The sequence below is a fragment of the Yinghuangia sp. YIM S10712 genome (assembly GCF_051388935.1).
Classification (GTDB): Bacteria; Actinomycetota; Actinomycetes; order Streptomycetales; family Streptomycetaceae; genus Yinghuangia.
The window spans coordinates 1-25,250 of record NZ_JBPKBI010000028.1 but is presented as its reverse complement, the minus strand read 5'-3'; the positions used below and the strand labels follow the sequence as shown (position 1 = coordinate 25,250).

General features: G+C 69.3%; 18 protein-coding genes. 9 read left to right on the top strand and 9 right to left on the bottom strand.

Annotated features, from left to right (window positions below):
* On the bottom strand, positions 1-203 hold a 203-nt coding region (locus tag ACRX5W_RS30715; protein ID WP_436791656.1), incomplete at its 3' end, for a hypothetical protein.
* A 353-nt stretch (positions 204-556) separates the two neighbouring features.
* Between ACRX5W_RS30715 and ACRX5W_RS30710 the strand changes: the two genes are divergently transcribed.
* On the top strand, positions 557-1,969 hold the full coding sequence (locus tag ACRX5W_RS30710; protein ID WP_436791655.1) for a multicopper oxidase family protein: 1,413 nt from the start codon (positions 557-559) through the stop codon (positions 1,967-1,969).
* Positions 1,970-2,075: 106 nt separating this feature from the next.
* Here ACRX5W_RS30710 and ACRX5W_RS30705 read toward each other — a convergent pair whose 3' ends face one another.
* The 6 genes from ACRX5W_RS30705 to ACRX5W_RS30680 form a co-directional block, all read right to left on the bottom strand.
* On the bottom strand, positions 2,076-3,119 hold the full coding sequence (locus ACRX5W_RS30705; RefSeq protein WP_436791654.1) for a LacI family DNA-binding transcriptional regulator: 1,044 nt from the start codon (positions 3,117-3,119) through the stop codon (positions 2,076-2,078).
* Between the two features lie 211 nt (positions 3,120-3,330).
* Positions 3,331-4,194 carry an ATP-binding cassette domain-containing protein gene (locus ACRX5W_RS30700; RefSeq protein WP_436791653.1) on the bottom strand — a complete coding sequence of 288 codons (864 nt, stop codon included), beginning with the start codon at positions 4,192-4,194 and terminating at the stop codon, positions 3,331-3,333.
* Positions 4,191-6,176, bottom strand: a complete 1,986-nt coding sequence (locus ACRX5W_RS30695) for an ATP-binding cassette domain-containing protein (protein ID WP_436791652.1) — start codon at positions 6,174-6,176, stop codon at positions 4,191-4,193. Before ACRX5W_RS30695 ends, ACRX5W_RS30700 begins: the two co-directional genes overlap by 4 nt.
* Positions 6,173-7,114 carry an ABC transporter permease gene (locus ACRX5W_RS30690; protein WP_436791651.1) on the bottom strand — a complete coding sequence of 314 codons (942 nt, stop codon included), beginning with the start codon at positions 7,112-7,114 and terminating at the stop codon, positions 6,173-6,175. The genes ACRX5W_RS30695 and ACRX5W_RS30690 overlap by 4 nt, the downstream gene beginning before the upstream one ends.
* Positions 7,115-7,176: 62 nt before the next feature.
* Positions 7,177-8,724: an ABC transporter substrate-binding protein gene (locus ACRX5W_RS30685; RefSeq protein WP_436791650.1), complete on the bottom strand. Its 1,548-nt coding sequence runs from the start codon at positions 8,722-8,724 to the stop codon at positions 7,177-7,179.
* Positions 8,725-9,202: 478 nt separating this feature from the next.
* Entirely contained in the window at positions 9,203-10,255 is a 1,053-nt protein-coding gene (locus ACRX5W_RS30680) for a cupin (protein WP_436791649.1), read from the bottom strand.
* A gap of 363 nt (positions 10,256-10,618) precedes the next feature.
* Here ACRX5W_RS30680 and ACRX5W_RS30675 point away from each other — a divergent pair, with 363 nt between their 5' ends.
* From ACRX5W_RS30675 to ACRX5W_RS30655, 5 genes are all read left to right on the top strand, one after another.
* Positions 10,619-13,276, top strand: coding sequence for a hypothetical protein (locus ACRX5W_RS30675; RefSeq protein ID WP_436791648.1), 2,658 nt, complete (start codon positions 10,619-10,621; stop codon positions 13,274-13,276).
* Positions 13,277-13,329: 53 nt separating this feature from the next.
* Positions 13,330-14,346, top strand: coding sequence for a D-2-hydroxyacid dehydrogenase (locus ACRX5W_RS30670; RefSeq protein WP_436791647.1), 1,017 nt, complete (start codon positions 13,330-13,332; stop codon positions 14,344-14,346).
* Between the two features lie 92 nt (positions 14,347-14,438).
* Entirely contained in the window at positions 14,439-15,272 is an 834-nt protein-coding gene (locus tag ACRX5W_RS30665; protein ID WP_436791646.1) for an alpha/beta fold hydrolase, read from the top strand.
* 36 nt (positions 15,273-15,308) lie between these two features.
* Positions 15,309-16,172, top strand: coding sequence for a 2-hydroxy-3-oxopropionate reductase (locus tag ACRX5W_RS30660; RefSeq protein ID WP_436791645.1), 864 nt, complete (start codon positions 15,309-15,311; stop codon positions 16,170-16,172).
* An 86-nt stretch (positions 16,173-16,258) separates the two neighbouring features.
* Positions 16,259-18,319, top strand: coding sequence for a hypothetical protein (locus ACRX5W_RS30655; protein ID WP_436791644.1), 2,061 nt, complete (start codon positions 16,259-16,261; stop codon positions 18,317-18,319).
* A 12-nt stretch (positions 18,320-18,331) separates the two neighbouring features.
* Here the strand turns inward: ACRX5W_RS30655 and ACRX5W_RS30650 are convergent, their stop codons facing one another.
* Entirely contained in the window at positions 18,332-19,249 is a 918-nt protein-coding gene (locus tag ACRX5W_RS30650; protein ID WP_436791643.1) for a LysR family transcriptional regulator, read from the bottom strand.
* A gap of 631 nt (positions 19,250-19,880) precedes the next feature.
* Between ACRX5W_RS30650 and ACRX5W_RS30645 the strand changes: the two genes are divergently transcribed.
* Both ACRX5W_RS30645 and ACRX5W_RS30640 read left to right on the top strand, forming a co-directional pair.
* A complete protein-coding gene (locus tag ACRX5W_RS30645) occupies positions 19,881-21,512 on the top strand; it encodes an ABC transporter substrate-binding protein (RefSeq protein ID WP_436791642.1) in 1,632 nt (543 codons plus the stop codon).
* Between the two features lie 203 nt (positions 21,513-21,715).
* Positions 21,716-22,828 carry a glycerate kinase gene (locus ACRX5W_RS30640; protein WP_436791641.1) on the top strand — a complete coding sequence of 371 codons (1,113 nt, stop codon included), beginning with the start codon at positions 21,716-21,718 and terminating at the stop codon, positions 22,826-22,828.
* Positions 22,829-23,009: 181 nt separating this feature from the next.
* Here ACRX5W_RS30640 and ACRX5W_RS30635 read toward each other — a convergent pair whose 3' ends face one another.
* Entirely contained in the window at positions 23,010-24,266 is a 1,257-nt protein-coding gene (locus ACRX5W_RS30635) for an amidohydrolase family protein (RefSeq protein ID WP_436791640.1), read from the bottom strand.
* Here ACRX5W_RS30635 and ACRX5W_RS30630 point away from each other — a divergent pair.
* Positions 24,225-25,217 (top strand): SDR family NAD(P)-dependent oxidoreductase, encoded by a 993-nt coding sequence (locus ACRX5W_RS30630; protein WP_436791639.1) that lies wholly within the window; start codon positions 24,225-24,227, stop codon positions 25,215-25,217. The genes ACRX5W_RS30635 and ACRX5W_RS30630 overlap by 42 nt on opposite strands.
* The last annotated feature ends 33 nt before the right edge of the window (positions 25,218-25,250 follow it).

Genomic DNA, 25,250 nt, shown 5'->3' with positions numbered 1-25,250 from the left:
CCCCCCCTCAGGCATGCCCGCAGCACACGGGTCACGTCCTGGGCGGGCGCATGTCCCGGCCATGGGAGCACCGTGAGCGAGATCCTTCCAACACCCGAGGCGTCCCGGATGGACGGGCCGCTCACCACATCGTCGGCATCGCCCCGGTAGTCGAACCGGCGGGCGAGGTCATTGTCGGAGGCGAAGAACAGCTCGCCGGTCACCGCGTACACCACCTGGGTGCCTCGGTCCGACGACGCCCGTGAGACCCGCGGGGTTCGCCGCGTTTCTCGACACGCCGTCGCCGACGCGCTCGCTCCGCCGTCCTGCCGTCCGCCGACCGAGTGACGGCCGAACGGCGGAACACCCGTCCCCCGGACCCTTCCTGGCCAGGCCATACCCGCGACCGCCGGAGGCTCCCGGTTGTTGCGGATGCATCACGGCCCGTCGATCGCGGCATCGGCGCGGGCATAGCCGCTCGGGTCTCCGGCACCGCTGCCGCCGTCCGTCGTCCGGATGCGCACGCGGGTGTCGGCGGACACGACCCGCGTCGTACGGATCACCAGAAAGGTCGCCGATGGCCACACGCAGGTGCGTTCTCAAGGCGGGTGTCCTGGCCGGGAGCCTCGCGGGTTCCTTCGCCACGGCGGCGCGGGCAGCCGCCGCCACCCCGGCGGCCTCCGCCGCCCTGACCCCGTTCACGCTGCCGATGCCGGTGCCTCCCGTGCTGAAGCCCTCGTCCTCGACGGCCGACACCGACTTCTACAGGTTGGTCGTCGGCGAATCGACCGCCGAGATCCTGCCCGGGGTCGAGACCGACGTCCTGACCTACAACGGCAGTTTTCCCGGTCCGACCCTGCGCGCCCGCGCCGGCCGCCGCACGGTCGTGACGGCGACGAACCTCCTGTCGCGCGGCGTCTCGCTGCACCTGCACGGCGGCCAGGCCTCCCCCGCCGACGACGGCGGGCCCATGGAGCTGATCCAGCCGGGCACGCGGCGGCGCTACACGTACGACAACAGGCAGGTCGCGGCGCCGCTGTGGTACCACGACCACGCGCACATGGACGAGGCCGAGCACGTCTATCGCGGATTGGCGGGCTTCTACCTGCTCACCGACGACCACGAGGAAGAGCTGAATCTGCCGCGCGGCAAGTACGACGTGCCGATCGCGCTACGTGACGCACGCTTCGACGCGGACGGGCAACTCGTGTACGTCCCCGACGATTTCGAGGGCCGCACCACCTCGCTCGCGAACGGCCGCCCCCAGCCGTACTTCAACGTCGCCGCCCGCAAGTACCGGTTCCGGATCCTCAACGCGTCGAACCTGCGCTTCTACACGCTCTCACTTTCCAGCGGCGACGATCTGATCCAGATCGCCTCCGACCGCGGGCTGCTGCCCGCCCCGGCACCCGCCCGGTCGATCACCCTGTCCCCCGGCGAACGCGCCGACGTGGTCGTGGACTTCGGCCGTCATCCGGTCGGCACCCGCATCGTCCTCCGGCACCGGGCGTCGCGCGGCGCGCCCCCGGAAAACCTGGTCGCCTTCGACGTCACCGCGAAAGCCAGGGACCGCAGCACCGTCCCCGACGAACTGGCCGAGCTCCCCGCCCTCCCCACCCCCACCGTCCACCGGGACATCGTGCTGGAACGCGCCGGCCGGACCTGGCTGATCAACGGCAAGGCCTTCGACCCGGCGCGCGTCGACACGGCCGTCGCCTGGGGCACCACCGAAGTCTGGACCGTGGTCAACCGCAACCGCGTCCCGCACAACCTCCATCTCCACCTGGTCCAATTCCGCATCCTCGACCGCGACGGCCGTCCCCCTGCTGCCGGCGAGGCGGGTCTGAAGGACACGGTCAGAGTGATGCCCGGCGAGGCCGTGAGAATCCAGACCACGTTCGACACGTGGACCGGCCGGTACGTCTACCACTGCCACATGTTGGACCACTCGGCCATGGGCATGATGGCCACCATGGAGATCACCGACTGACTCCTCCGCCACCGCCCGTGGCCGCGAAATCCCGGGCGCGGCAAGCCGCTTGGCGACGATGCGGCACCACGGGTCCAACGAGTGGTGCCGCCGGGCGTCGTACGGCTCACCGGTCTCCCGTGCGGCGCACCGGTCCCGTGGAACCGCGGACGACGAGCTTGACGGGCAGGGTCCGGGGCTTCCCCGCGACGGCTTCGGGATTTTCCCGGGCGGCGAGCAGCGCGTTGGCCGCGGCTCGGCCCTGGGCGCGCAGCGGCGCGGCGACTGTGGTCAGGCCCGGGGTGACGATCTGGGCGGGGTAGACGTTGTCGAAGCCGACGATGCTGGTGTCCTCGGGTACGCGGACGCCGCGGTTCTGGAGGGCGAGCATGAGGCCGATGGCGAGTTGGTCGTTGTAGGCGACGATCGCGGTCGGCGGCGTTCCGCGCAGGGCGTCGGCGGCTTCGCGTCCGCCGGCGACGGTGGGCGCACGGGGGCCGGTCCGCGTGGCGCGGCATCCCAGGTCGGCGGCGGCCTGGCGGAGGTTGTGCCAGCGAACGCCGTCGACCCACGAGGCCTCCGGCCCGGCGACGTATGTCAGCGAGCGGTGGCCCAGGCTCACCAGATGTTCGACGGCGGCCCGGGCGCCCTCCGCGTTGTCGAGGACGACGCCTGGGACGCCGGGCACGTCGCGGTTGAGGACCACGACCGGGCGCTGTTTCGCCATCACCCCGATCGCCGAGTCGGACATCCTCGTACCGGCCAGGATCACGCCTTCGATCGTGGGCAACGCCCTTTCCAGGTTCTCGCGTTCGATGCGGCCCGATTCCTGGGCGTTGACGAGGACCAGGATGAACCCGGCCTCGGACGCGGCGGATTGCGCGCCTCGGATGATCTCCGCGTAGAACGGATTGGTGACATCCGAGACCACCAGCGCCAACATCGACGTCCGCCCGGTGCGCAGGCCCGGGCCCAGGGGGTTGGCCTTGTACCCCATGTCGGCGGCCACTTGGCGGACATGCGCCGCCGTCGCCGCACCGACCCGCCCGGGCCGGGTCAGCGCGCGTGACACCGTGGACGCGGCCACCCCCGCGGCCTTGGCGACGTCGTAGATGGTCGGCGGTTTGGCGGGAGTGCCTTCGCCGGGAACGGCTCGCTCAGCGGCGGTCATCGGCCTCGCCTCTTTCGCCTCGGCAGCCTGCGGGCACGGCGCGGGCGTTTCCGGACGTCGTTCCGCTCCATGACCGGGCCGCGGGTGGGAATGTGCCGGCCGGCACCTCGCACAACGGACGTGGCCGGCACGGCACTTGCCGCGCGGTGTGTCCTCGGACGACGCAATCGCGGGTGTTCCAAGGGTGTCCGTCCGAACCCGGCGCAGGTCGTCAGGCCTGGCCGGCATCGGATTCCCCGGCGGCGAGTGCGGCGAGGCGGCGGCGTTCGGTGCGGCGTCGTTCCTGTTCGGTGGGGTCGGCGACCGGTGAGGCGAGCAGCAGCTTTCGGGTGTAGGGGTGTTCGGGTGTGGAGGTGACGGTGTCGGCTGGTCCGGTCTCGACGTTGTCGCCGCGGTAGAGGACGCTGACGCGGTGGCTGACGTGTCGCACGACGGCGAGGTCGTGGGTGATGAAGAGGTAGGCGACGCCGGTGCGGCGTTGGATGTCGAGGAAGAGGTCGAGGACGCGGGCCTGGGTGGACAGGTCGAGGGCGGAGACGGGTTCGTCGCAGACGATGAGGCGGGGTTCGGGGGCCAGGGCGCGGGCGATGGCGACGCGTTGGCGTTGCCCGCCGCTGAACTCGCGGGGCAGCCGCTCGGTCGCGTCGGCGGGCAGGCCGACCTGGTCGAGGAGGGTGCGGACGCGTGTCCGGGCGTCGCGGGCGGTGGCGCCTTGGACGATGAGGGGTTCGCTGAGGATGTCGCCGATGGTGAGGGACGGGTTGAGGGAGGTGTAGGGGTCCTGGAAGACGACCTGGATGTCGCGGGCGAGGACGCGGCGTTCCTTGGGGGTGGCGTGGGTGATGTCGCGGCCGTCGAAGGTGATGGTGCCGCCGCTGGGTTTGACCAGGCCGAGGACGGCGCGTCCGATGGTGGTCTTCCCGGAGCCGGATTCGCCGACCAGGCCGAGGGTTTCGCCCTGGTCGATGGTCAGGGAGACGCCGTGGAGGACTTCGGTGGGGCGGGCGCGGAAGCCGCGTCCGGGGAAGGTGACGCGCAGGTCGTTCACGTCGAGCAGGGGGTTCGTCGTGGTCATGCCATGCCCTCCGGCTGAAGGTCACCGGACGTGCGGTCACCGGACGCGCTGCGGTCACGGGTGTCGGGGCCGCCGGATTCGGAGCCGTCGGACTCGGGAGCGTCGGGTTCGGGGCCGTCGGGTTCGGGGGTGGTGAGGACGGCGCCGTCGTCGAGGATGGCGGCGAGGAGCATGCGGGTGTAGTCGTGTTGGGGGTCGCGCAGGACGTCGCGGACGGTGCCGGTCTCGACGATCTTGCCTTGGCGCATGACGGTGATGCGTTCGCAGATGTCGGCGACGACGCCGAAGTTGTGGGTGACCAGCAGGACCGCCATGTTGAGTTCCTTTTGGAGCTCGCGCAGCAGGTCGAGGATCTCCGCCTGGACGGTGACGTCGAGGGCGGTGGTCGGCTCGTCGGCGATGAGCAGGCGCGGGCGGCTGGCGACGGCGCCGGCGATCAGGACGCGCTGGGCCATGCCACCGGAGATCTGGTGCGGGTACGAGGCGAACGTCCGCTCGGGGTCGGTGATCCCGACGCGTTTGAGCAGGGAAAGGACGCGTGCGCGGGCGTCCTTTCGGGACATGGGGGTGGTGGCGCGCACGCCCTCGACGAGTTGGTAGCCGACGGTGAAGGCGGGGTCGAGGTTGGACATGGGTTCCTGCGGGACGTAGGCGATGGCCCTGCCGCGCAGTGCGCGCAGCTCGCGTTCGCCCAGTCCGAGGAGTTCCTGCCCGTCGAGTTTGATCGAGCCGCTGGTCACCACCGCCTCGGGCGGCAGCACCCCCAGGACCGCGAACGCGGTCTGCGTCTTGCCCGAACCCGACTCCCCCACCACACCGAGGACTTCCCCGGACTCGATCCCGAACGACACACCGCTGACCACCTCACGCAACTCACCCGAAGGCGTCGGATAGGCGATCGTGAGATTCTCCACGGTCAGCAGCCCCGACACCGGAATGTCCGTGACGGTGGAAGCGGCCTGCGGCGGGTCCACAGGCGCGACGGCGGTGTCGTCCTCCTCGGCACCGCTCTCCGCCTCCTTGCCCGCCTTGCCCGCCTCGGCCGCCTTGTCGACCTTGGCCGTTTTCGCAGCCTTGGCTGTCTTGCCTGCCTTGGCTGTCTTTCCCGCCTTGGTCGGCTTGGGTTGTGCGCCTTCGAGGGTGTCGCGGAGGGCGTTGCCGAACAGGACGAACGAGGCGTTGATGAGGCCGAGGAGCAGGCTCGGCCACAGGAATTGCAGGGGTTCGGTGTAGAGGTGGAGGAAGCCCTCGGAGATCATCGACCCGAAGCTGGCGGTCGAGGTGGAGCCGAGGCCGAGGAACGCCAGGCCGGCCTGGAGCGCGATGGCGGATCCGGCGAGGAACGCGGCGGCGATGATGACCGGCCCGCGGACCGCGAACAGCACGTGTCGGCTGAGGATCCGCAGGTTCGGCAGCCCGGAGACCCGCGCCGCATCCACGAACAACTCGTTCTTGACGCCGACGACTTGGTTGCGTACGAGCCGGTAGACGCCGGGCGACATCAGCACGCCGAAGATCGCCATCGTCGCGCGGTAGTCGCCCTTGGTGACCGGCATGAGCACGATGAGCAGCAGCAGGCCCGGGAAGGTCATGATCAGGTTGAACAGCCACTCGGTGGCGACCCGGGTCCGCGTGCCGAAGTATCCGCCGACCAGGCCGGCGGTGACGCCGATGGCCAGCGCGATGCTCGCGCCGATCAGGCCGGAGACGAGGCTGGTGTTGATCGAGTTCAGCAGCCGCGCGTAGATGTCGCGGCCGCTGCCGTCGCCTCCGAGGAGGTAGCCGGGGGTGCCCGGCCCGGCGTCGATGTGGTCCAGCGACGCGTCGTTGGGGCCGTGGCTGGTGATCAGCGGGGTCAGCAGACCCGCGGTGAAGATGATCAGCAGCAGGGACGCGGAGATGACCGCCTGCGGGTCGCGCAGGAGCCTGGCGAACGTCGACTTGCGGCGCTGGGGCTCGGCCGCGAGGGGTGCGGTGCTCAATGGATCCTCGCCTTCGGGTTGAGCCAGCCGTTGAGGAGGTCGACGATCAGGTTCACGCTGACCACGAGCAGCACCGCGAACAGGGTGACGCCCATGATCACCGGGATGTCGCCCTGGAGTGAGGAGTCGAACGCGAAGCTCCCGAACCCGGGCAGCGCGAACACCTTCTCGATGACCAGCGCACCGCCGAACATCGCGATGAACTCCATCGACAACACCGTCAGCGCCGGCCCCGCCGCGTTGCGCAACGCATGCCGCAACACGATCGACCTCGTCCGGATGCCCCGCGTCCGCAACGTCCGCACGTAGTCCTTGCGCAGCTCATCGATCATCCGACCCCGGATCTGCGCGGTGAGGCCGGCGACGCCGTTCAGGACCAGGGCGATCACCGGGATGGTGATCGATGCGGCCCACTGGCCGGGGTTGTCCGCGAAGGGGGTGTAGCCGGTCGCGGGCAGGATGTCCGTCCGGATCGCGAACACATAGACCAGGACGATCGCGATCAGCAGCGTCGGCACGAGCAGTCCGATCAGCGAAACGCCTTGCGCGATCCGGTCGATGACACCGCCGCGCCACGCGGCCAGCACCCCGAGGGCCACACTGACCAGTGCTGTCAACAGGAGCGCCACCACGATGATGGACATCGTGACGCTCAGGCGCGACGACACGGCGTCACCGACCGGTTCGCTGGTGAAGAGCGAAGCTCCGAAGTCTCCTTGGATGGCGTGGGAGAGCCAGTCGAAATACTGGACGAACACCGGGCGGTCGAAGCCCAGCTCGGCCTTCATCGCCGCCACAGCCTCCGGCGTGGCATTGGTGCCGAGCCTACTCGCGGCGACACTGTCGAAGGATGTACTCAACAGCAGAAACGTGATCATGGTGACCAGGAGCGTGAGGATCAGACCTCCGCCCAGTCTGCGGATCACATACAGAAACATGCGGTTCGTTCCTTCTCAACGGTCGCGCGGGCAGTGGTTGGGGCGACGCCGCCCGGCGTATGTCAGTCGGAGACCCCGAAGGCCCGGATGGTGACGAGCGTGGACGAGCCGTCACCGAGGTACGTGATGCCCTTCGCGGTGACCCACGAGATGCCGATGGTGAACACCGGTGCGTACCAGGCGTTTTCCACCCCGTAGGCGTTGACCTTCTTGAAGGCCTCGGCGGACTTGGCCGGGTCCTGCTCGCTCGACGCCTCCACGAGGAGACGCGAGATCTCGGGATTCGCGGTCTGGAACGGGTTGCGGTTGCCGCCGGGCGCGAAGTACTTCTCTGCGTCGCGTGCGGTCGCGGCCAAGCCGTCGACGGTGAAGTACATGGCGTACTTGCCGGTCTGCAGCGCGATGTTGGTGTCGGGTGCGGGCACCGGCTCCCAGGTGACGTTGATCCCGATGTCCTTCAGGGCCTGACCGATGGTCGGCTCGAACGGCTTGGTGTAGGGCAGGCTCGGCATCGTCACCGAGAAACCGTCCGGGTAGCCCGCCTCGGCCAACAGCCGCTTCGCCGCCGCCGGGTCGAAGGGGTACCGCGAGTTGAGCGCCGGGTCGTAGGACGGGCTCTTGGGGTTGAAGACCTGCCCCGATGCCTGGCCGACCCCGCGCAGGTATTGGCTGGCCATCTTCGCCCGGTCGAAGGCCATGTTGATCGCCTGGCGCACCCGCACGTCGGCCAGCGGTTTGAGGATTTTGCCTTCGCGGTCGCCTATGACGACGATCCCGAGCGAATTGGACGGGACGACCGTGACGTTCAGGCCGGCGCTCTTCATCTGGTCGACCTGTGTGGGCTCGACGCTGCCGGCGTTGATCTCCCCCGCCTGGAGCGCGTTGACCGCGGCCGCACGGTCGCCGATGACCTTGACCTTGACGGTCTCGAACGGGTACGCGGCGGCGTTCCAGTAGTCCTTGCGCTTCTTGAGGAGGTACGTCGAGCCGGTCACCGTCCCGGCCTTGTCCAGGGTGTACGGACCCGACCCGATCGGGTTCAGGGCCATGCCCGGATCCTTCATCGTCGCCGGATCTGCGATCACGCCCGAGCCCATGGACAACGACGGCAGCAACGCCGCGTCCGCATGCTTCAGCTTGAGGACGACAGTGCGCTCGTCGGGGGCCTCGATCGCGTCGATCGAGGCGAGATGGCTCTGCTGCGTCCCGGGCGTCGACCGGACGTAGTCCAGGCTCTCCTTCACCCCGGCCGCGGTCACCGCATTGCCGTTGCTGTACTTCATGCCCGCGCGCAGCTTCAACGTCAGCGTGCGCCCCTCGTCGCTGTACGCCCAACTCTCCGCCGCATTCGGCTGAAGCTGCCCCTTGTTGTCGGTGTACAACAGCGTGTCGTACACCGAGTTCCAGACGTAGGCCGCCTGACCGTCCGATACCTGGGTCACCTGGAAGGAACTGGGGGTGCCCAGCACGGCCAGCGACAAGGTGCTGTCGCCTGCGGCGGCCTTGTTGTCGGCGCCGCCGCACGCCGCTGTGGCCAGCAGGACAGCGGAGGTTACGAGCGCGACGGGGGCGAACCGGCGGACGCGCCTGGATCTTGATTGCATGGGCATGGAGTCGAAGTCCTTTGGTCCGGGAGACGCGGGGCATGCGGACGCGGCGAAGCACGCGGGGCTGGGACGACGTTTCGTCGAACAGCGGTCGATATGGGGTTGCCGTGCCGACCGTCGCCGCCGGCATCGAACTCGCCGTATATCCCATTGGCGGTCGCTGCCGTGTCGGCGAGCGTAGAGATAAGCGGGCTCGCGAATCAACAAAAAGTAACGCGGAAGTTAAATTGATGAGCCCTATCAATTCCGATGATGTCCCCGTGCCGACCGTTCCTGCCCATGCCAATGAGGTTGCGGATCCACCGAACCGCAGGCGGGATCTCGTGCAACGGCGGCCGGAGCGTTGATTTCGGCGAACGAAACGGATTACGCTCGTTCGCCGAAAACCCTCCGGCCGCCGTGTTATTGCCGTATCCATTCACTGCCACGCGCGGCAGCGCCCGTTTCGCCGTCGCCCGGGGCCGGTCCACGGCCCCGGACGTCACCGGCGGTCGGTGAACCTGATGTCGAGGCTGCGCAGATATGTCTGAAGGCCCGCGTCCTGGATCGGGATCAGGTGTGCGGGTGCGCCTGACTCATTGTGGTGGGCGTGCCACTTGCCCGGCGGCGTCACGAACGCGCCGCCCGGTTCCCAGTCGACGCGTACCGGATCGACGATCTCGCCGCGCTCGTCGAGCCGGTCGCCGAGCAGCGAGTAACAGCCCGGGGCGCAGTCGAGGATCAGGTCGAGTGCGACCGACTGGTGCCGGTGGGGCCGCTGGATCTGGCCGACCGGCAGCAGGCCGAACATCGCCCACAGCACGTGCGTCACGGTGAGCGTGCGATCCTGCTCGGCGTTGTTGAGCAGCACGCTGACGCGGTTCTTGGCGTTGGCGCCGGGCGCGTTGGCGATCGCGTCGAGCTCGGCGACGGCCCGCTCACGGGAGAACTTGGTCGGCCGGAAGCGCGGCCCGGTCGGCGCGACGCCGAGATAGCGCAGCAGCGGCTCGTCGTGCACCCAGTACATGACGGTGTCGGCGTCCGCGTGGTGCACGACCTCGCCCACGGCCGGCAGGACGAGGAAGTCGCCCTTCTCCCAGCGGGCGACGCGACCGCCGACCACGGAGGTGCCGCGCCCGTACATCACGTAGTAGAGCTGCGACGTCGCGACGGTTTCGAGGGCGAGCCGGTCGCCGCGGTTGATGCGGACGAAGTTGGCCAGCAGCGCGGGGCTCGTCGCGGGCCCGCCGTCGATGCCGAGGGGTTCGGAGAGGTCGAGCGGGACGGCCCGGCTCGGTCCGTCGGCGTGCAGCGCGGCGGGGAACGCAGCCGTGGGCACCTCGGAGGTGAAGCCCGCGCCGATCGGGTTCGCGGCCTTGGTGTACTCCCAGTACCGGGCGTCGGCCGACCAGTCGTCGGCGAGCGCGTCGAGCCTGCCCTCGAAGCCGTACTCGGCGACATCGACGACCGGGGGTGCGGGCACCGTGGGGTCGAACAGCTCGGCCGGGGAGCCGGCGTGACCGGACGCCGTCGCGAGGTCGTGCGGCGCGCTCACGATCGGCGCCCATCGGGTCGCGCGGACTGGCGGGGGCTGGTGTTCATGTGCGGCTCCACGAAGCAGGGCAACGGCCGAGCGCGGGCGGCAGACCATGAACGCCGCAACGCCCGGCTGTCAGAGAGTTTCGGCAGACAACAAGAATACAACCCGGAGAAATTAACTCTCCCACGCCCGTTCCACAAGACCCGCGGCGCCGGCGATTTCGCGATAGCGGACATCATCCCGATTGATAGCGCTCATCAATTCAACTTCGGGATTACTTTTCGTTGCCTCGTGTGCTCCGTTTTCTCTACGCTCGCCGACACACGCCGACGGCATCGGGCCGGGCCCGGGTGCATCCGTCAGGAAAGGTGCAACACGATGACGAAGGTTGGCGACGTCGACCGGGTCGCGTTCGACGCGGCGGGCTCCTTGCTCGCGCAGGACACGGTCGCCTGGGCGGTCGGCCGGGTCCGGGCCGCGGCCCGCACGGCGGACCGGTCGAGCCGGCGCCTGGTCATCGGGCTGCACACGGCGGCCGAGCCGCACCCGCGTCGTGACGGGTTCCCGGAGCCGCCGGACACGCCCGAGTCGTTCCGCATGCGGGTCGCCGACGACGGCCGCGAGGTGCGGGTGCTCGTCAGCGCGTCGGACCACTGCGGCCTGGGCTACGCCCTGACCGAGCTCGCCGAGCGCATGGAAGCCGGACGAGCGGTCGAGGCGGTGGGCGCGGAACCCGAGGAGGAGCAACGCCCTGCCGTTCCCGTGCGCAGCATCCAGCGTGCGTTTTCGAGCGTGCACGAGGACTCTCCGTGGTTCCACGACCGGAGCTTCTGGGACGAGTACCTGGATTTCCTGGCCGCGCAGCGGTTCAACCGCTTCCACCTGGCGTTGGGGCTTCAGTACAACTACGGCGCGGAAATGACCAATGCCGGCGCCTCGGACAACTACCTGTGTTTCCCCTACCCGTTCCTCTTCGACGTGCCGGGCTTCCCGGTCCGCGCGCAGGGAGTGGGCAAGGCGGAGCAGGCACGGAATCTGGATTCCCTCACCTACGTAGCCCGGGAGACCCGACGGCGGGGGATGGGCTTCCAGCTCGGCCTCTGGAACCACTCGTACGACTATGGCCTCGGGGCGCAGCACAACCATCCCATTCTCGGCATCGGTCCGGAGTCGCATGCGGACTACTGCGCTTCGGCGCTGACCCAACTGCTGGCAACGATCCCGGAGATCGACGGGCTGACCTTCCGCGTGCACTACGAAGGCGGCATTCGGGACGACAATCGGCACGCGTTCTGGGAGCGGATGTTCCAGGCGGTGTCCGACACCGGTCGCCCCATGCGGGTGGACCTGCATGCCAAGGGCCTCGACGCCGCGTTGATCGCCGCGCTGAACAAGCCCAACATCCGCCCGGCGGCTTCACTCAAATACTGGGCCGAACACCTGGGCCTGCCGTATCACCAGGCGTCGATCCGGGAGATGGAGATGACGCCCCTGTCGCGGAAGCAGCTCGGCGAAGAGCGGGTTCACCTGATGGGCGTCGCCGAAATGGCCCGTCGCTTCACCCGGTACGGATACGCCGATTTCCTCGACGAGGACCGGGACATCGACGTGATGTTCCGGATGTGGGCCGGGGCGAAGCTGCTGCTGTGGGGGGACCCGGCCCTCGCCAGGGGCTACGGCCGTCTCGCCACCCTCGGCGGCTCGTTGGGGACGGAGTTCGCCGAGCCGCTGTTCTTCAAGGGGCGCAAGGGGTCCGGCAAGCCCGGCGAACGAGATCCCTACATCCGCGACGACCTCCGTCTGGGGACCGGTGACTGGCGGAAGTACCAGTACGGCTACCTCCTGTGGGGCCGCCTGCTCTACGACCCCGATTGTCCGCCCGAGACGTGGCGGCGCTTCCTGCGCAAGGAGTACGGCGACAGCGCGGCCGAAGTCGAGGCGCTGCTGGCCCCGTTGAGTCGGATCATCCCCCTGGTCACGGTCACACACGCTCCCAGCGCCTCCAACAACGCATACTGGCCGGAGGTCTACGCCGACCTCCCCGTCTCCCCGTGGGTGCGGTCACGGCACTACGGGTGGGACACCAAGTCAGCGGACTGGACCGGTGTTTCGTCGTTCGATCCCACGCTCTTCTATTCCGTCGGGGAGTACGCCGACGACGCCCTCGCCGGGAACGTCCGCGGGAAGTACACCCCGCTGGAAGTCGCGGCCTGGATCGAGCGTTTCGTGGGCGAGGGCGAGGCGGTCGCCGAGCGCGTGCGCGAGCGACTGGCGACAGGTGGTCCCCAGGCCCGACGGCTGCTCGTCGACACCGAAATCCTCATCAGGCTGGGGCGTTTCTTCGCGGGCAAGTTCCGGGCCGCGGTTGAATACGCGCTCTTCCAGCGCACCGGGGAGCACCGGCACATCCGCGACGCGGTGGACATCCTGGCGGAGGCTCACGCGGCGTACGCGAGCATCACGGATGTCGCCGACGGCGTCTACCGCGACGAATTGACCTTCGGGCAAGTCCTGTCCGAACGCGGGCACTGGTCGAAGAACGTGAGCGCGATGGCGGACGACCTCCACGCACTCCGTGTGGAACGCGACCGCGCCGCCGGGCAGGCCGACACGGCAACGGGCAACGGCCGCCTCGTTCTGCGTGAGTCGCGCCCTCGGCTCGACGGCATCCGCCTGGACGCGCCGGAGCGGTTCGAACGCGGCGCTCCCCTCGACGTCAGCCTCGTCGGCGACCCCGACGTGCTGAGCGGTGTCACCCGGGCGACCCTGCATTTCCGGCACCTGGACCAGTCGAAGACCTGGAACGAGACCGAAATGAGCCTCGACGGGCGGGAGTTCACCGCATCGCTGCCCGCGGAATTCACGGCGTCGTCCTTCCCGGTGATGTGCTTCGCGGAAGTCGGCTTCGGGAACGAAGCTCCCGTGCTGCTCCCCGGATTCGAATCCGACCTGGCCAACCAGCCGTACCTGGTGATCCACAGTTCCGTGTGGAAGGGGGGCGCGCAACAAGAAGCGGTCCCCGGTGAGACGGGCTGATACGTGGGCGTGCCGATGCGGTCCACGACGAAGACAACGAAGGATCTGGGTTGATGGGTGGTAACCAGCAGGCTCGCGAGATCAAAAGCGTACTCGCGACAGTCATGTTCGAGCCGGACGAGATCGAGCAGCTCCGGCAGGCGTTCGCACCGGCAGAATTCGTCCACGTGCCGCCGTGGGACGCCGACGCCATCGCCGCCGCTCTCGAACACGCGGACGTCGCCGTCATCACCGGGGACCTCGACGAACGCCATGTCAACGCGCCGCACCTGCGATGGGTGCAGTGCGACCACTCCGGTCTCACCCGCTCGGCGCGGCCCGAGGTGTTCGAGCGCGGCATCATCGTCACCGGGGCGGCCGGCCGATCCGCTCCCGCACTCGCCCAGCACGGGTTCTTCTTCGCGCTGTCGCTGACCTACGACGCCCGGCGGCTGTTCGAGATGCAGGACGCACACCAGTGGCGCGCGCCGGCGGGCTTCGAGCACCGGCTCGCGCTGTGGGGCAAGACGCTCGGCATCGTCGGCTTCGGGCACACCGCGAAGGAAATGGCCCGCCTCGGCAAGGCATTCGGCATGCGCGTGATCGTCTACCGGCGCAGCTCCGCGGAACGGGCGCCGGATGTGGACTTCATGCTGTCGGCGGACGACGGCGACACTCTGGACCCGCTGCTGGCGGAATCCGACGTCATCATGCTCGCCGCGCAACTGACGGACGCCACCCACCACCTGTTCTCCACCGACGAGTTCGCGAAGATGAAGAACACGGCATTCCTCATCAACATGGCGCGCGGCCCGGTCATCGACCAGCAAGCCCTGGTCAAGGCCCTGCACGCGGGGGAGATCGCCGGCGCGGGGCTCGACGTCGCCGATCCCGAGCCGCTTCCCCCGGACGCGCCGCTGTGGGACGCGCCCAACGTCGTGATCACGCCGCACATGACGCCGAAGGTCCCGGACCGGACGCAGCGCACGATCGACATCGTGGTCGAGAACATCAAGCGGTACCGCGCCGGCGAGCCCATGGTGAACGCGCTGACAAAGCGCGACGTCTACACGCCCGACAAGCAGGCGTGAAGGCATCCGCCCCCCACCACCGGCCGGCCGACCCAGCGGTCCCACTCCCGGGGTTCCGGTACGCACGCCCTTCCGAACAACCAGGACGTTCGATGTCAGCGAGTGAAGAAGCGAGTCATGAACCGAGCAGCGGCAACCGTCGGGCCGTCGTGTCCGGTGTCGTGGTCGACCGTGCGACCGGACCGGACGGTCCCGCCGGAACGATCGTCCTGCTGAACTCCCTGGGCACCACGGTCGGGATGTGGGACAGCATCGTGCCGCTGTTGGCCCGCTCCTTCGACGTGGTGCGCTTCGACCAGCGCGGCCACGGAACCGCCACCGCCCATCCGGCGACCGCCGGGCTCGATGATCTGGCCGGCGACGTGCTGGCGGTCCTCGACCGGCTCGGCGTCGGGCGCGCCCACGTCGCCGGGGTCTCGATCGGCGGCATGATCGCGTTGCGCACCGCGGCGCTGGCGCCCGACCGCATCCTCTCCCTGGCCCCGATGTGCTGTGCCGCGGTCTACGACGGGCAGAGCTGGATCGAACGGGCGAAAACGGTCCGGGAGCACGGTGTGGAGGCGATTGCGCCGGCCGTCATGGATCGCTGGTTCACGCCGGAGTTCCGGGAGAGACGGCCCGAGATCGTACGCTCGTTCGCCGACATGCTCGGATCGATGGACCGAGAAGGGTACGCGGTCGGCTGCGACGTGCTCGCCGAGGCAGATGTCACCGGCGATCTCGCGCACATCACCGCCCCCACGCTGGTCGTGGGCGGGGCCGAAGACCCGGCTGCACCGCCGGACGAACAGCGTGCCATCGCACGCGCGGTCCCTCACGCCCGCCTCGAAATCCTGCCGGCGGTCGCGCACATCGCACCGGCCGCGACACCGGAGCTCGTCGCGGAACTCGTGACGGCGCATGCCCTGAACAGTTCCGCCGTTTAATCCTCGACACCATCAAGCATTTTTGGGAGAAGCAACATGGACATCGGCTTCATCGGCATGGGCGTGATGGGGCGTCCGATGGCCGCCAATCTCGTCGCGGCGGGTCATCGGCTGACCGTCCATCGCGACACTCCCTCCACCCGGGACGTGCTCGGGACGTCGGTGCGCTACGCGGCCTCCGCAGCCGAGGCCACCCGCGACGCCGAGGTGGTCATCCTGATGCTGCCGGACACCCCCGACGTCGAGGCGGTCATGCGGGGTGCCGACGGCGTCCTCGGCGCGCTGCGGCCAGGCACCCTGGTCATCGACATGAGCTCGATCGCCCCGGCAACGGAACAACAACTCGCCGACGAGGTCCGCCGGGCGGGCGGCAGCTACCTCGACGCCCCGGTCTCCGGCGGTGAGATCGGAGCACGCGAGGGAACGCTGTCGATCATGGTCGGCGGCGAGCCGGAGGACGTCGACCGGGCCCGGCCGATCCTCGACGTCCTCGGGTCGCGGATATCGCACATCGGGGCCGTCGGCGCCGGCCAGACGGCGAAGATCGCGAACCAGATCGTGGTCGGCATGACGATCGAGGCCGTCGCCGAGGCCATGCGGCTCGTCGAGGCCGCCGGGGTGGACCCGGTCGCGGTGCACAGCGCCCTGATGGGGGGATTCGCATCGTCCCGCGTCCTGGAGGTGCACGGGCCGCGGATGATCAAGCGGGAGTTCGAACCGGGCTTCCGCATCAGGCTGCACCGCAAGGACATGGGGCTCGCCACGGAAGCCGCCGCGCAACTCGACGTGTCGCTGCCGGGCGCGAGCCTGGTGCACCGGCTCATGGAGACGGCCGTGGAGGCGGGGCTCGGCGATCACGACCACTCCGCCCTGCGGCTCGTCGACGACGCGTCGAGCTGACTCCACCCGAGCCGCCGCCCCACCGGTGAGTCGGCCTGAAACCGCGGCCCGAGCGGACCTCGAAGAAACCGAAGGACATCGTTTCCATGCCCCCCAAGCGAACCGCCGCCCGCGCGCCACACAGCAGGTGGCAGGAGCCGTTCACGGTCTTCCAGACCAACCTCCAGGAAATCGACGCGACGATGGACGTCGAGGCGGCGCTCGATGTGATCGAGAGCCATGGGGCGGACTCCTGGCTGGTCAACGCCGGGGGGATCGAGGCGTTCTATCCGACCGATCTGCCGTTCCAGGCGCGGAATCCCCTGCTCGCCGACCGCCCCTCCGGCGACCTGCTGGGTGACGCGGTGACCGCCGCCAAACAGCGGGGGCTGCGCGTGCTCGCGCGCCTCGACCTGTCCAAGGTCGCCGCCCGAGCCGCCGCCGAACACCCCGACTGGCTGTTCGTCTCCGCCGCCGGAGAACCGCAGATCTACAACGCGCTGTACAGCACCTGCCCGTCCGGCGCGTACTACCAAGAGCGCGCGCTCGAAATACTCGACGAAATCCTCGACCGCTACCCCGTCGACGGGTTCTTCTTCAACTGGTTCAACTTCAGCGTGCGCGACTACAGCGAAGTGGTCCACGGCGTCTGCCACTGTGCCTCGTGCGTCAAGCGGTTCGCGGAATTCAGCGGCGGCCGGGACCTGCCCGGCAAAGTCGATCCCGCGGCCTTGGGACTGTGGCAGCGCTACCAGGACGCGACGCTGGCCGAACTCGCGCGGAAATACACCGACCACGTGGCACCGCGCGACCGCGATCTCGCGCTCATCCTGCCGCGAGGCGGCGGCCTCGCGTACCACGAGGGCAACAACGCCTTCCGCCACATGCCGGGCAGGGAACTGTGGCCCCACGCCGTCGCGGAGGCCGTGAGCGCCCATGTCTCGGCTCGGCCGGAGACACCACTCGTCCTCAACGCCGCGGCACACGTCGACTCGACATACCGCATGGGCGCCGAACAGCCTGAGCATGTCGCGCAATACCTGCTCCAGGCGATCGCGCGCGGGGGCAACCCGTCGACGTACATCCTCGGTGCGCCCGGGCGGCTCCCGATGACCAACGTTTCGATGGCGCGGGATGTGACGCGCTTCCACCGCGAACAACGCGGTCTCTACGCGACCCTGCGACCGGCCGCGACGATCGGGCTCGTACGGCCGGGGGGCGGACGGGGTCACGCGGGCCACATGGAGGCGCTCGAAGAGTTTCGCGGGGTCTATTCGGCTTTGCAGCAGAAGCAGTTCGCGTTCGACGTGCTGCCGCTCGGCGAGCTGGCCGGCATGGCCGCGGCGGGGGCATTGGACCGTTACCGGCTCGTCGTCCTGCCCAACGTGGGCTCCGTCGGCCCGGAAACAGCGGATGTGCTCGACGAGTTCGTCGCACGTGGCGGGAACCTCCTCACCACGGGGAACAGCATGGTCACCCCGGGAGGAGGCGCCGAGTCGGCGGCCTTGCCGGCGCTGCGCCGCATCGGCGACGAGCTGTCCGGCAAGGAAGTCTGGTCCACGTACGCCACGTTGGACGATCAGCCGGATATCGACGCGGGCCGGTTCACCGGCTCGGTCGTCCCGGTGTACGGGACCAACGCGCGTTACGTGTGGCGGCCGGGGACCGCGAAAACGGGGTCCATCATCGCGCAAGCCCCCTGGGGTCCACCGGAGTTGAGCTACGGCCACACGTCGAGCGGCTACCCGGCGGTCGCCACCGCCGGGTACGGGGCCGGCACGTCGTCGATGATCACGTGGACCATCGGCCGCACCTACCACGAGTTCGCGAAGACCGAGATACGGGACCACCTCCTGCGGGTGATCGAACCGCTCGCCGGGCTCCGGGTGACCGCGGAACTCCCCGAGCAGGTCGAGATGATCCTCGGCCGTGACGACGAGGGCCACGTGGTGCATCTCCTCAACCAGACGGGAGCACGCCGACGTTCGTTCGGGCCCCACGTACCGATCACCGGCGGACGCCTGGTGGTCCACGACGCGACAGGGGACGAACGCGCCACCGCCCTGGTCGCCGGTCGCGAACTCGCCACACGGCGCGACGGGGACGCGCTCGTCATAGACCTGCCTGCCGTCGACCTCTTCGAGGTCGTGCGCATCCGCACGGCCTGAGGCACGCGATGGTCAGGTGTTCGGGTACCAATGGCCCTGCGCCACGGCAAACTTGATCTGCCGGGTCAGCAGTCGGGCGACCAACTGCACTGCCGGTGCCGCGTGGCGGGCCCTCGGTGTGCCCACGATGACGGAACGCTCCATGTCCGGTTGACTGATGGGCGCTGCGCTGACGACACCGCCGGCAAGGTCGTCGGCGATCGCCACCCCGGGGAGAACCGTCCAGCCGTGCCCGCCGAGGACGAACTGCTTGAGCATGCGGACGGAGTTGGACTCGGCGACGATGTTCAACTCCGTCCCCACCTTGGCGGCCGCCATGTCGACCAGCGTGCGTAGCGCGTGACTTGGCGTCGGCAGCAAAAGGGGGTGTTCGGCGGTCACCGCGAAGGGGATCGGCTGGTCCGGCCGCAGATGATCGCCGGGTGGCGCGACCGCCCACACGCGGTCGCTGATCACGGGAGCGGCGCTCAGCAGCGTGACACGGTGCAGGCCGTCCAGCAGGCTCACGTCGAGCTCCCCCTCGTCCAGCCACTGCTGGAGCTGCCCGGAGTGCCCGGTGATGACGCGCAGGTTGATGTGGGGGTACTCGCGGGCCACCATCGCCACGAGCGGTTGGCCCAGCACGTCGGCGGTGCAGTCCAAGAGGCCCACGGTCACCGTGCCGGTCAACACGCCGGTCGGCTTCAACTGGACGCGGGCCCGCTTCAGCTCGTCCAGGGCGCGGCGGGCGTGCTCCACCATGATCATTCCGGCTTCGGTCGGACGCATCCCCTGCCGGGTGCGCTCGAACAGGGTGACGCCGAGTTCCTTCTCCAGGCTGATGATCCGTTGGGTGACGGCGGGCTGCACCAGGTCCAGGAGCTCGGCGGCGCGGGTCACGCTGCCCACCTCGGCCACCGTAATGAGCGCTGTGAGTTGCTTGAAGTCCAACGCGCTTCCGCCTCTCCTCGGCCGACACGTGCCGTGATGTCCGTTGTGGCCGGCAGTCCACATGATGCACGGGCTTCGCGACGATCGCGCTCGGCAGTGGGAGGCCGTACGAACACGCACGGTCATGATCCGGCTTTCCGACGCCGCACCGTACCCCATCGCCCCGCGCCCTGCCCCGCTCCGCGCGGGAGCCCACGCCGACCCGGCACACCGTCCGACGGGCCATCGGCCGAACCTGTGCGGATGTATGGCTGGATCACGGCCATGGCATCAATCGTATTGATGGGACCTATGAATTCATATTCTGGATGGGTTTTGATTGATTCGCATATTCCGCTTTCTCTACGCTCGCCGAAACCAACGGCATCGCTTCAGCGGGGGGCTGAGGCGTATTCGGTGTGCCCGTCGACGGGCGCCGACGGGTGAGGGGATGGCGTGGTCTCGGACCGATCGACAGGCGGCATGCGCGCATCGCCGCGAAAACTCGCGCAAGCGGCTCGTGGCTGAGCAGCCCGCATACGCAAGTCGCCGACCACGACCGTCCGCGAGCCGACGGAATCAACCCGCGCGGCTGACCGCCTTGCTCTCGCCGGATCGGCCTGACTCCTTCCCTGATGACGATTGGTTTGCCATGACCTGTCCGCCCCTCTCCTCCCGCCGTCCCGGTTCCTCGGGCGGTGTCCCCGCGCGCCGGGTCCTGCGCGCGGCGGTGGCCGCGGTGTGTGCCGTCGGCATGTCCGTCGCGTGCAGCAGCTCGAACGGCACGCCTAACGCGGCCGGGACTCCCCAATCCGGCGGTGAGCTGGTCATGGGGCTGCGGTCCGACGTCCTCAGCCTTGATCCCCTGACCAGCAGATCCGGCGGAGTCACCGACGGCAGCCGCATGACCGCCCTGTACGACGTCCTGCTGTGGACCGACGCGACCACGAAAACGGTCCATCCGCACATGGCCGAGTCCATGACCGCCGACGCGACGGGAACGAACTGGACACTGCGTCTGCGGCCCGAGATCGCCTTCAGCGACGGCACGGTGCTCGACGCGGCGGCGGTGCAGTTCAACTGGGAGCGGCAGCGCACCGGCACGGGCCCCGAGGTCACCGGCGCCGCGGCGGCCGGGCAGATACGCACGATGACCGTCGCCCCCGGGGACCCGCTCACGCTGAACATCACGTTGACCGCCCCCAACTCCAACTTCGACCGCGCGGTGTCGCAGAGCCTGAACTTCATAGCGTCACCCACCGCGGCGAAGGCGGCCGGGCCCGACGGTCTGCGCACGAAACCGGTGGGAGCGGGACCGTTCGTCCTGGAGAGCCACACGCCGGGCCAGGCCCTCGTCCTCAAACGCAACACGAGGTACTGGCAGGCCGCCAAAGGTCTGCCGCATCTCGACAGGATCACGTTCGTTCCCCGGACGGACATCCAGCAGACGATCTCCGAGATGAAGGCGGGCGACATCGACCTCACGGTCACGAGGTACGCGCCGGACAAGGCGGCGGCCGAGGAGGCGGGCCTCGGAGTGGCGGAACTCCTGCTCGACGGCGGCAGCATGCTGCAGTTCAACACCCGGATTGCCCCGTTCGACAATCCCGATGCCCGGCTCGCCGTGGCCTACGCGCTGTCCACCGCCGAGATCAACGACCGGATATATCAAGGGCAGGGCACACCGGCCCGCGGCATGTTCGCCTCGCTGTCGCCCCTGGCCAACCCCCAATTGGCCGCGCCGGAAAACGATCCGCGCAAAGCCGCGCAGCTCTTCGACAAACTCACCGCGAACGGCACCAAAAAGCTCGAGTTCACCTACACCGTCCCGACGTCGCCCCTCAGCGAACAACTGGCACGCCTCATCGAGGCCAAGCTGAGCGCCTACCGCGGTGTCACCATGACCGTCCGGGTCCTTCCGCTCTCCGAGTACGTCCGGGAAGTCAGGCCCGGAGTCACCACGTGGCAGAGCACCGTCGGCCAATCCGTGCTCGACGATCCCGAGCCGCTCCTGTATGACCTGCTCCACAGCAAAAGCCCCAGCAACCTGACCGGCATCGCCAGCCCGGCCATCGACGAAGCGCTCACCGCCGCCCGCGCCACGAGCAATTCCTCGGCCCGCCGGCTCGCCTACACCCGGCTCCAGGTCGCCTTGAGTCGCGAAATGCCGTTCTGGATCTACCAAGAGGCCTACAGCGCGACGCTCTTCCGCCCCGAGATCACCGGTGTGCAACCGTTCAACGACGGGCTGATCCTCTGGGACCGCATCGGCATCGCGGCATGACGGCGTGTCAGCCGCCACCCTCCGCCCCGGCCCCCGGCTGCGGCGGAAACGGAAAGCATCGGCATCGCGGCATGATGGCGTGTCAGCCGAACCGGTCCAAATCGGGAAGCCGGCGGTTCGTGCACGGGCGCGCCGGCTCCCGAGCGAATGATTCGTCCCCTCCCCGCGCCCTGCCGCACTCCCCGAGAAAGTGACCTCCCGCCATGCGCGTGCTGTTTGCTCCCGATGCGTTCAAGGGAACAGCCGACGCCGCCACGGCGGCCGAGGCCCTGGCTGCCGGTTGGCTGTCCGTCCGGCCGCGGGACGAGGCGGTCGTCATGCCGCTGGCCGACGGCGGCGAGGGGACCCTCGCCGCGGTGGTCCGAGCGGTTCCCGCTGCCGTGCACGTTCCGGCAGCCGCTGTTCCGGGGCCGAACGGCCGTCCCGTACAAGGCGCGTGGCTCCGCCTACCGGACGGAACCGGGGTCGTCGAACTGGCGGAGGTGAGCGGTCTGCCGCTGCTCGACCGCCCCGACCCCCTGGGCGCGCACACCGCCGGGCTCGGGGCGGTGATGGCCGAAGCGCTGCGTTCCGGAGCGACGGCACTGGTCGTCGCGGTGGGCGGCTCCGCCTCGACCGACGGCGGCACCGGTGCGCTGCGTGCGCTCGGGGCACGCTTCCTCGACGACACCGGCGCCGAACTCCCCCTCGGGGGCGGAGCGTTGGCCCGGCTGGCGACCGCCGACCTGTCCGCACTCGTGCCCGCGCCGCCCGGCGGCATCCAGGTCCTGACCGACGTACGGAACCCGCTGCTCGGCCCGGAGGGAGCCGCCCGGGTCTTCGGCCCGCAGAAGGGAGCGGCACCGGACGACATCACGACGCTCGAATCAGGCCTGCACCGCCTGGCCGGCATCCTCGGCGGCGAACCGGCGCTTCCCGGCGCGGGCGCGGCGGGCGGTGCGGCGTACGGCTTCACCGCCGCGTACGGCGCCACCCTGGTCCCGGGCGCCGCCCGCATCGCCGAAATGACAGGGCTGCACGCCGCGCTCCGGCGGGCGGACCTGGTGGTCACCGGGGAGGGACGCTTCGACGCGACCTCCCTGAACGGCAAGGTCGTCGGCGCGGTCCTCCACGCCACGAAACAGGCGTCCGGGCCGCCCCTGGCCGTCGTCGCCGGCTCGATCGCCACGACGCCGCCACCCGGCGTAGCCGCCTGCGAGGACTTGACCGTCCTCGCCGGTTCCGCCGCCGCAGCCCAGGCAGATGCCCCGCACTGGCTCCACCGCGGCGGCGCCGCCTTGGCCGAGCGCTACAACCGAGCGCCGATCCGGCCGTAAGGCCGAGGTGTCGTGGCGGGAAGTCGAGAACTTTCGGTGGAGCCGCGTACCGCCGGGACCTGTACCGGGCCCGGGAGTACGCGGATCCCCGGACCGCGGTCGCGGTCATCGAGCCGGGGCCGGCCCATCGCCATGACTTCTGGGCGGCGGCCGACCCCGGCTCGGATGACTCGTGAGGGCGTCAGACCGACTGGCGCTCCGCGAACAGGCGCGCCCACTCCTTGCGGGAGCGGATCGCGGTGTCCACGTCCGTCGAGACGGCGCGGCGGGCACCGACGGTGGCCTGCTCCTTCGGGATCTCGGCGAAGGGGTCCCAGTTGAAGAAGCGGCAGGCGTTCTCCCAGGTGATCTTGTTGATCTCCTCGTCGTTCGCGCCGGCCTGCTCCAGCTCGTTCAGGACGAACTCGGGGGCGTTCGGCCAGATCGAGTCGGAGTGCGGGTAGTCGCACTCCCACGCGATGTTGTCGATGCCGATCTCGTTGCGCAGCTTCAGCGACGTCGGGTCGGTGACGTAGCAGGCGAGCGAGTGCTCGCGGAACACCTCGCTGGGCAGTCGGCCGCCGAAGTCGCGGCGCAGCCACTTCTGGTTGGTGTAGTGGCGGTCGCAGCGGTCGAGGTAGAACGGGATCCAGCCGATCCCGCCCTCGGAGAACGCGAACCTCAGGTCGGGGTAGTTGCGCATCGCCGGGCCCCACAGCAGGTCCTGCGCGGCCAGCGACGAGATCTGGCACGCGAGGATGATCAGGTTGTCGATCGGGCCGTCGGGAGCCAGCTTGAGCGCACCGAAGCCGGTGCCGATGTGCAGGCACATCACCAGCCCGGTGTCGGACAGCGCGTCGAAGACCGGGCCCCAGAAGTCGATGTTGTGGTAGCTGGGCAGGCCTTCCAGGTGCGGCAGCTCGGGCATGGTGACCGCGCGGCAGCCCTTGGCGGCGACCCGGCGGATCTCGTTCACCATGAGCTGCGGGTCCCAGGTGGGCAGCAGCGCGAGCGGGATGAAGCGTCCCGGGTAGGTGCCGGCCCACTCGTCGATGTGCCAGTCGTTGTACGCCTGGATCATCACCACGGTGGTGTCGGTCTTGTAGTGGTTCAGGTGGCCGGCCGAGAACCCGGCGAACGTCGGGAAGCACATCGACGCGAGGATGCCGTTGCGGTCCATGTCCCGCACGCGGTCGTGGATGTCGTACACCCCCGGGCGCATCTCGGCGAACCCGGCCGGGTCCTTGCCCCACTCCTCCGCCGGCCAGGAGACGACCGCGTTCAGGCCGCTGACACCGGTGACCCGGCCCTGGTATATCCACTGGTCGACGCCCTGCTCGTTGCGGACGACGTGAGGCGCCTGGTCCGCGAGTTTCGCGGGGACGTGGTTCTTGAACATGTCGGGCGGCTCGACCACATGATCGTCGATGCTCACCAGGACCATGTCGTCGACGTTCAAAGGGTCCTCCTCGGAACCGGGGGCGATGCCCGCACGACTTCCGCGCCCTTGTGGCCCGCGTCTGCGGACCGCAAGCGAGGACGACCGGCCGGAGATCGCGTGTTCGCCGAGGTACGGCCTCGCGGCCCCACCGCTCCGCCGCGCCCGTGTGTTGCCCGGGCACGCCCACGTGGTCTCCCGTCGTCGCCCCGACGATGGAGGTGCGGGTACGCCCGCATGGGTGTACACACGAACTACCTCAACGATGCTAGTGCCCCGCGTACGAGCTGGGCTAATACCAAATTCGGCGTCTGGTTATACCGATTCTCGATAGCGAGGGCGCCGCCCTGTGCCCCCGAAAAGACCATTGGCGTCCCGAACACCGTTGCGGCTCAGAGGGGTTGCCCGGTCATCCGATCGGCGACATCCTGCTTGCGCCGATGGGACGCAGCTTCGGGGAGGTTCGGAATGGATCTTGGGCTGGCCGGCGCCGCAGTCGTGCAGGGCGGCACCCAGGGAATGGGCAGGGCGACGGCGGAGTGCCTGGCCACCGACGGCGCGCGGGTGGCGGTCATCGCCCGGACGCGCTCGGACCTCGACAAAACGGTTCGCGACCTGCTCGAACTCGGCGCCGCCGATGTCGTCGGCCTCCAGACGGACATCACGCAAGGTGACGAGGTCATCGCGGCAGATCGCACGCGCCACACCCGCGCGGGCCAGTACGAAGAGAGCCACCAGACAGGCCTGACCGTTCGTAAGGGTGGCTTTCTATTTCACGCTTTTCGTTCTGCCTTTCGTTCTCGTGTCGACGCCGGTCGGCGAAGCCTCACGAGACCTTGGCGGCCTGGCGGGTGCCGGAGCAGCAGCATCCGACGTAGACCACCTCGACGGTTTTCGAGCGGCGTCCGCGCAGTCCGAGGGCCAGGAGGAGAAGGGCGGCGGCTCCGGCGGCGACGGGCCAGAAGCGTGTGAGGTTTCCGCCGCCGGCGGCCTGGAGCAGGTCGA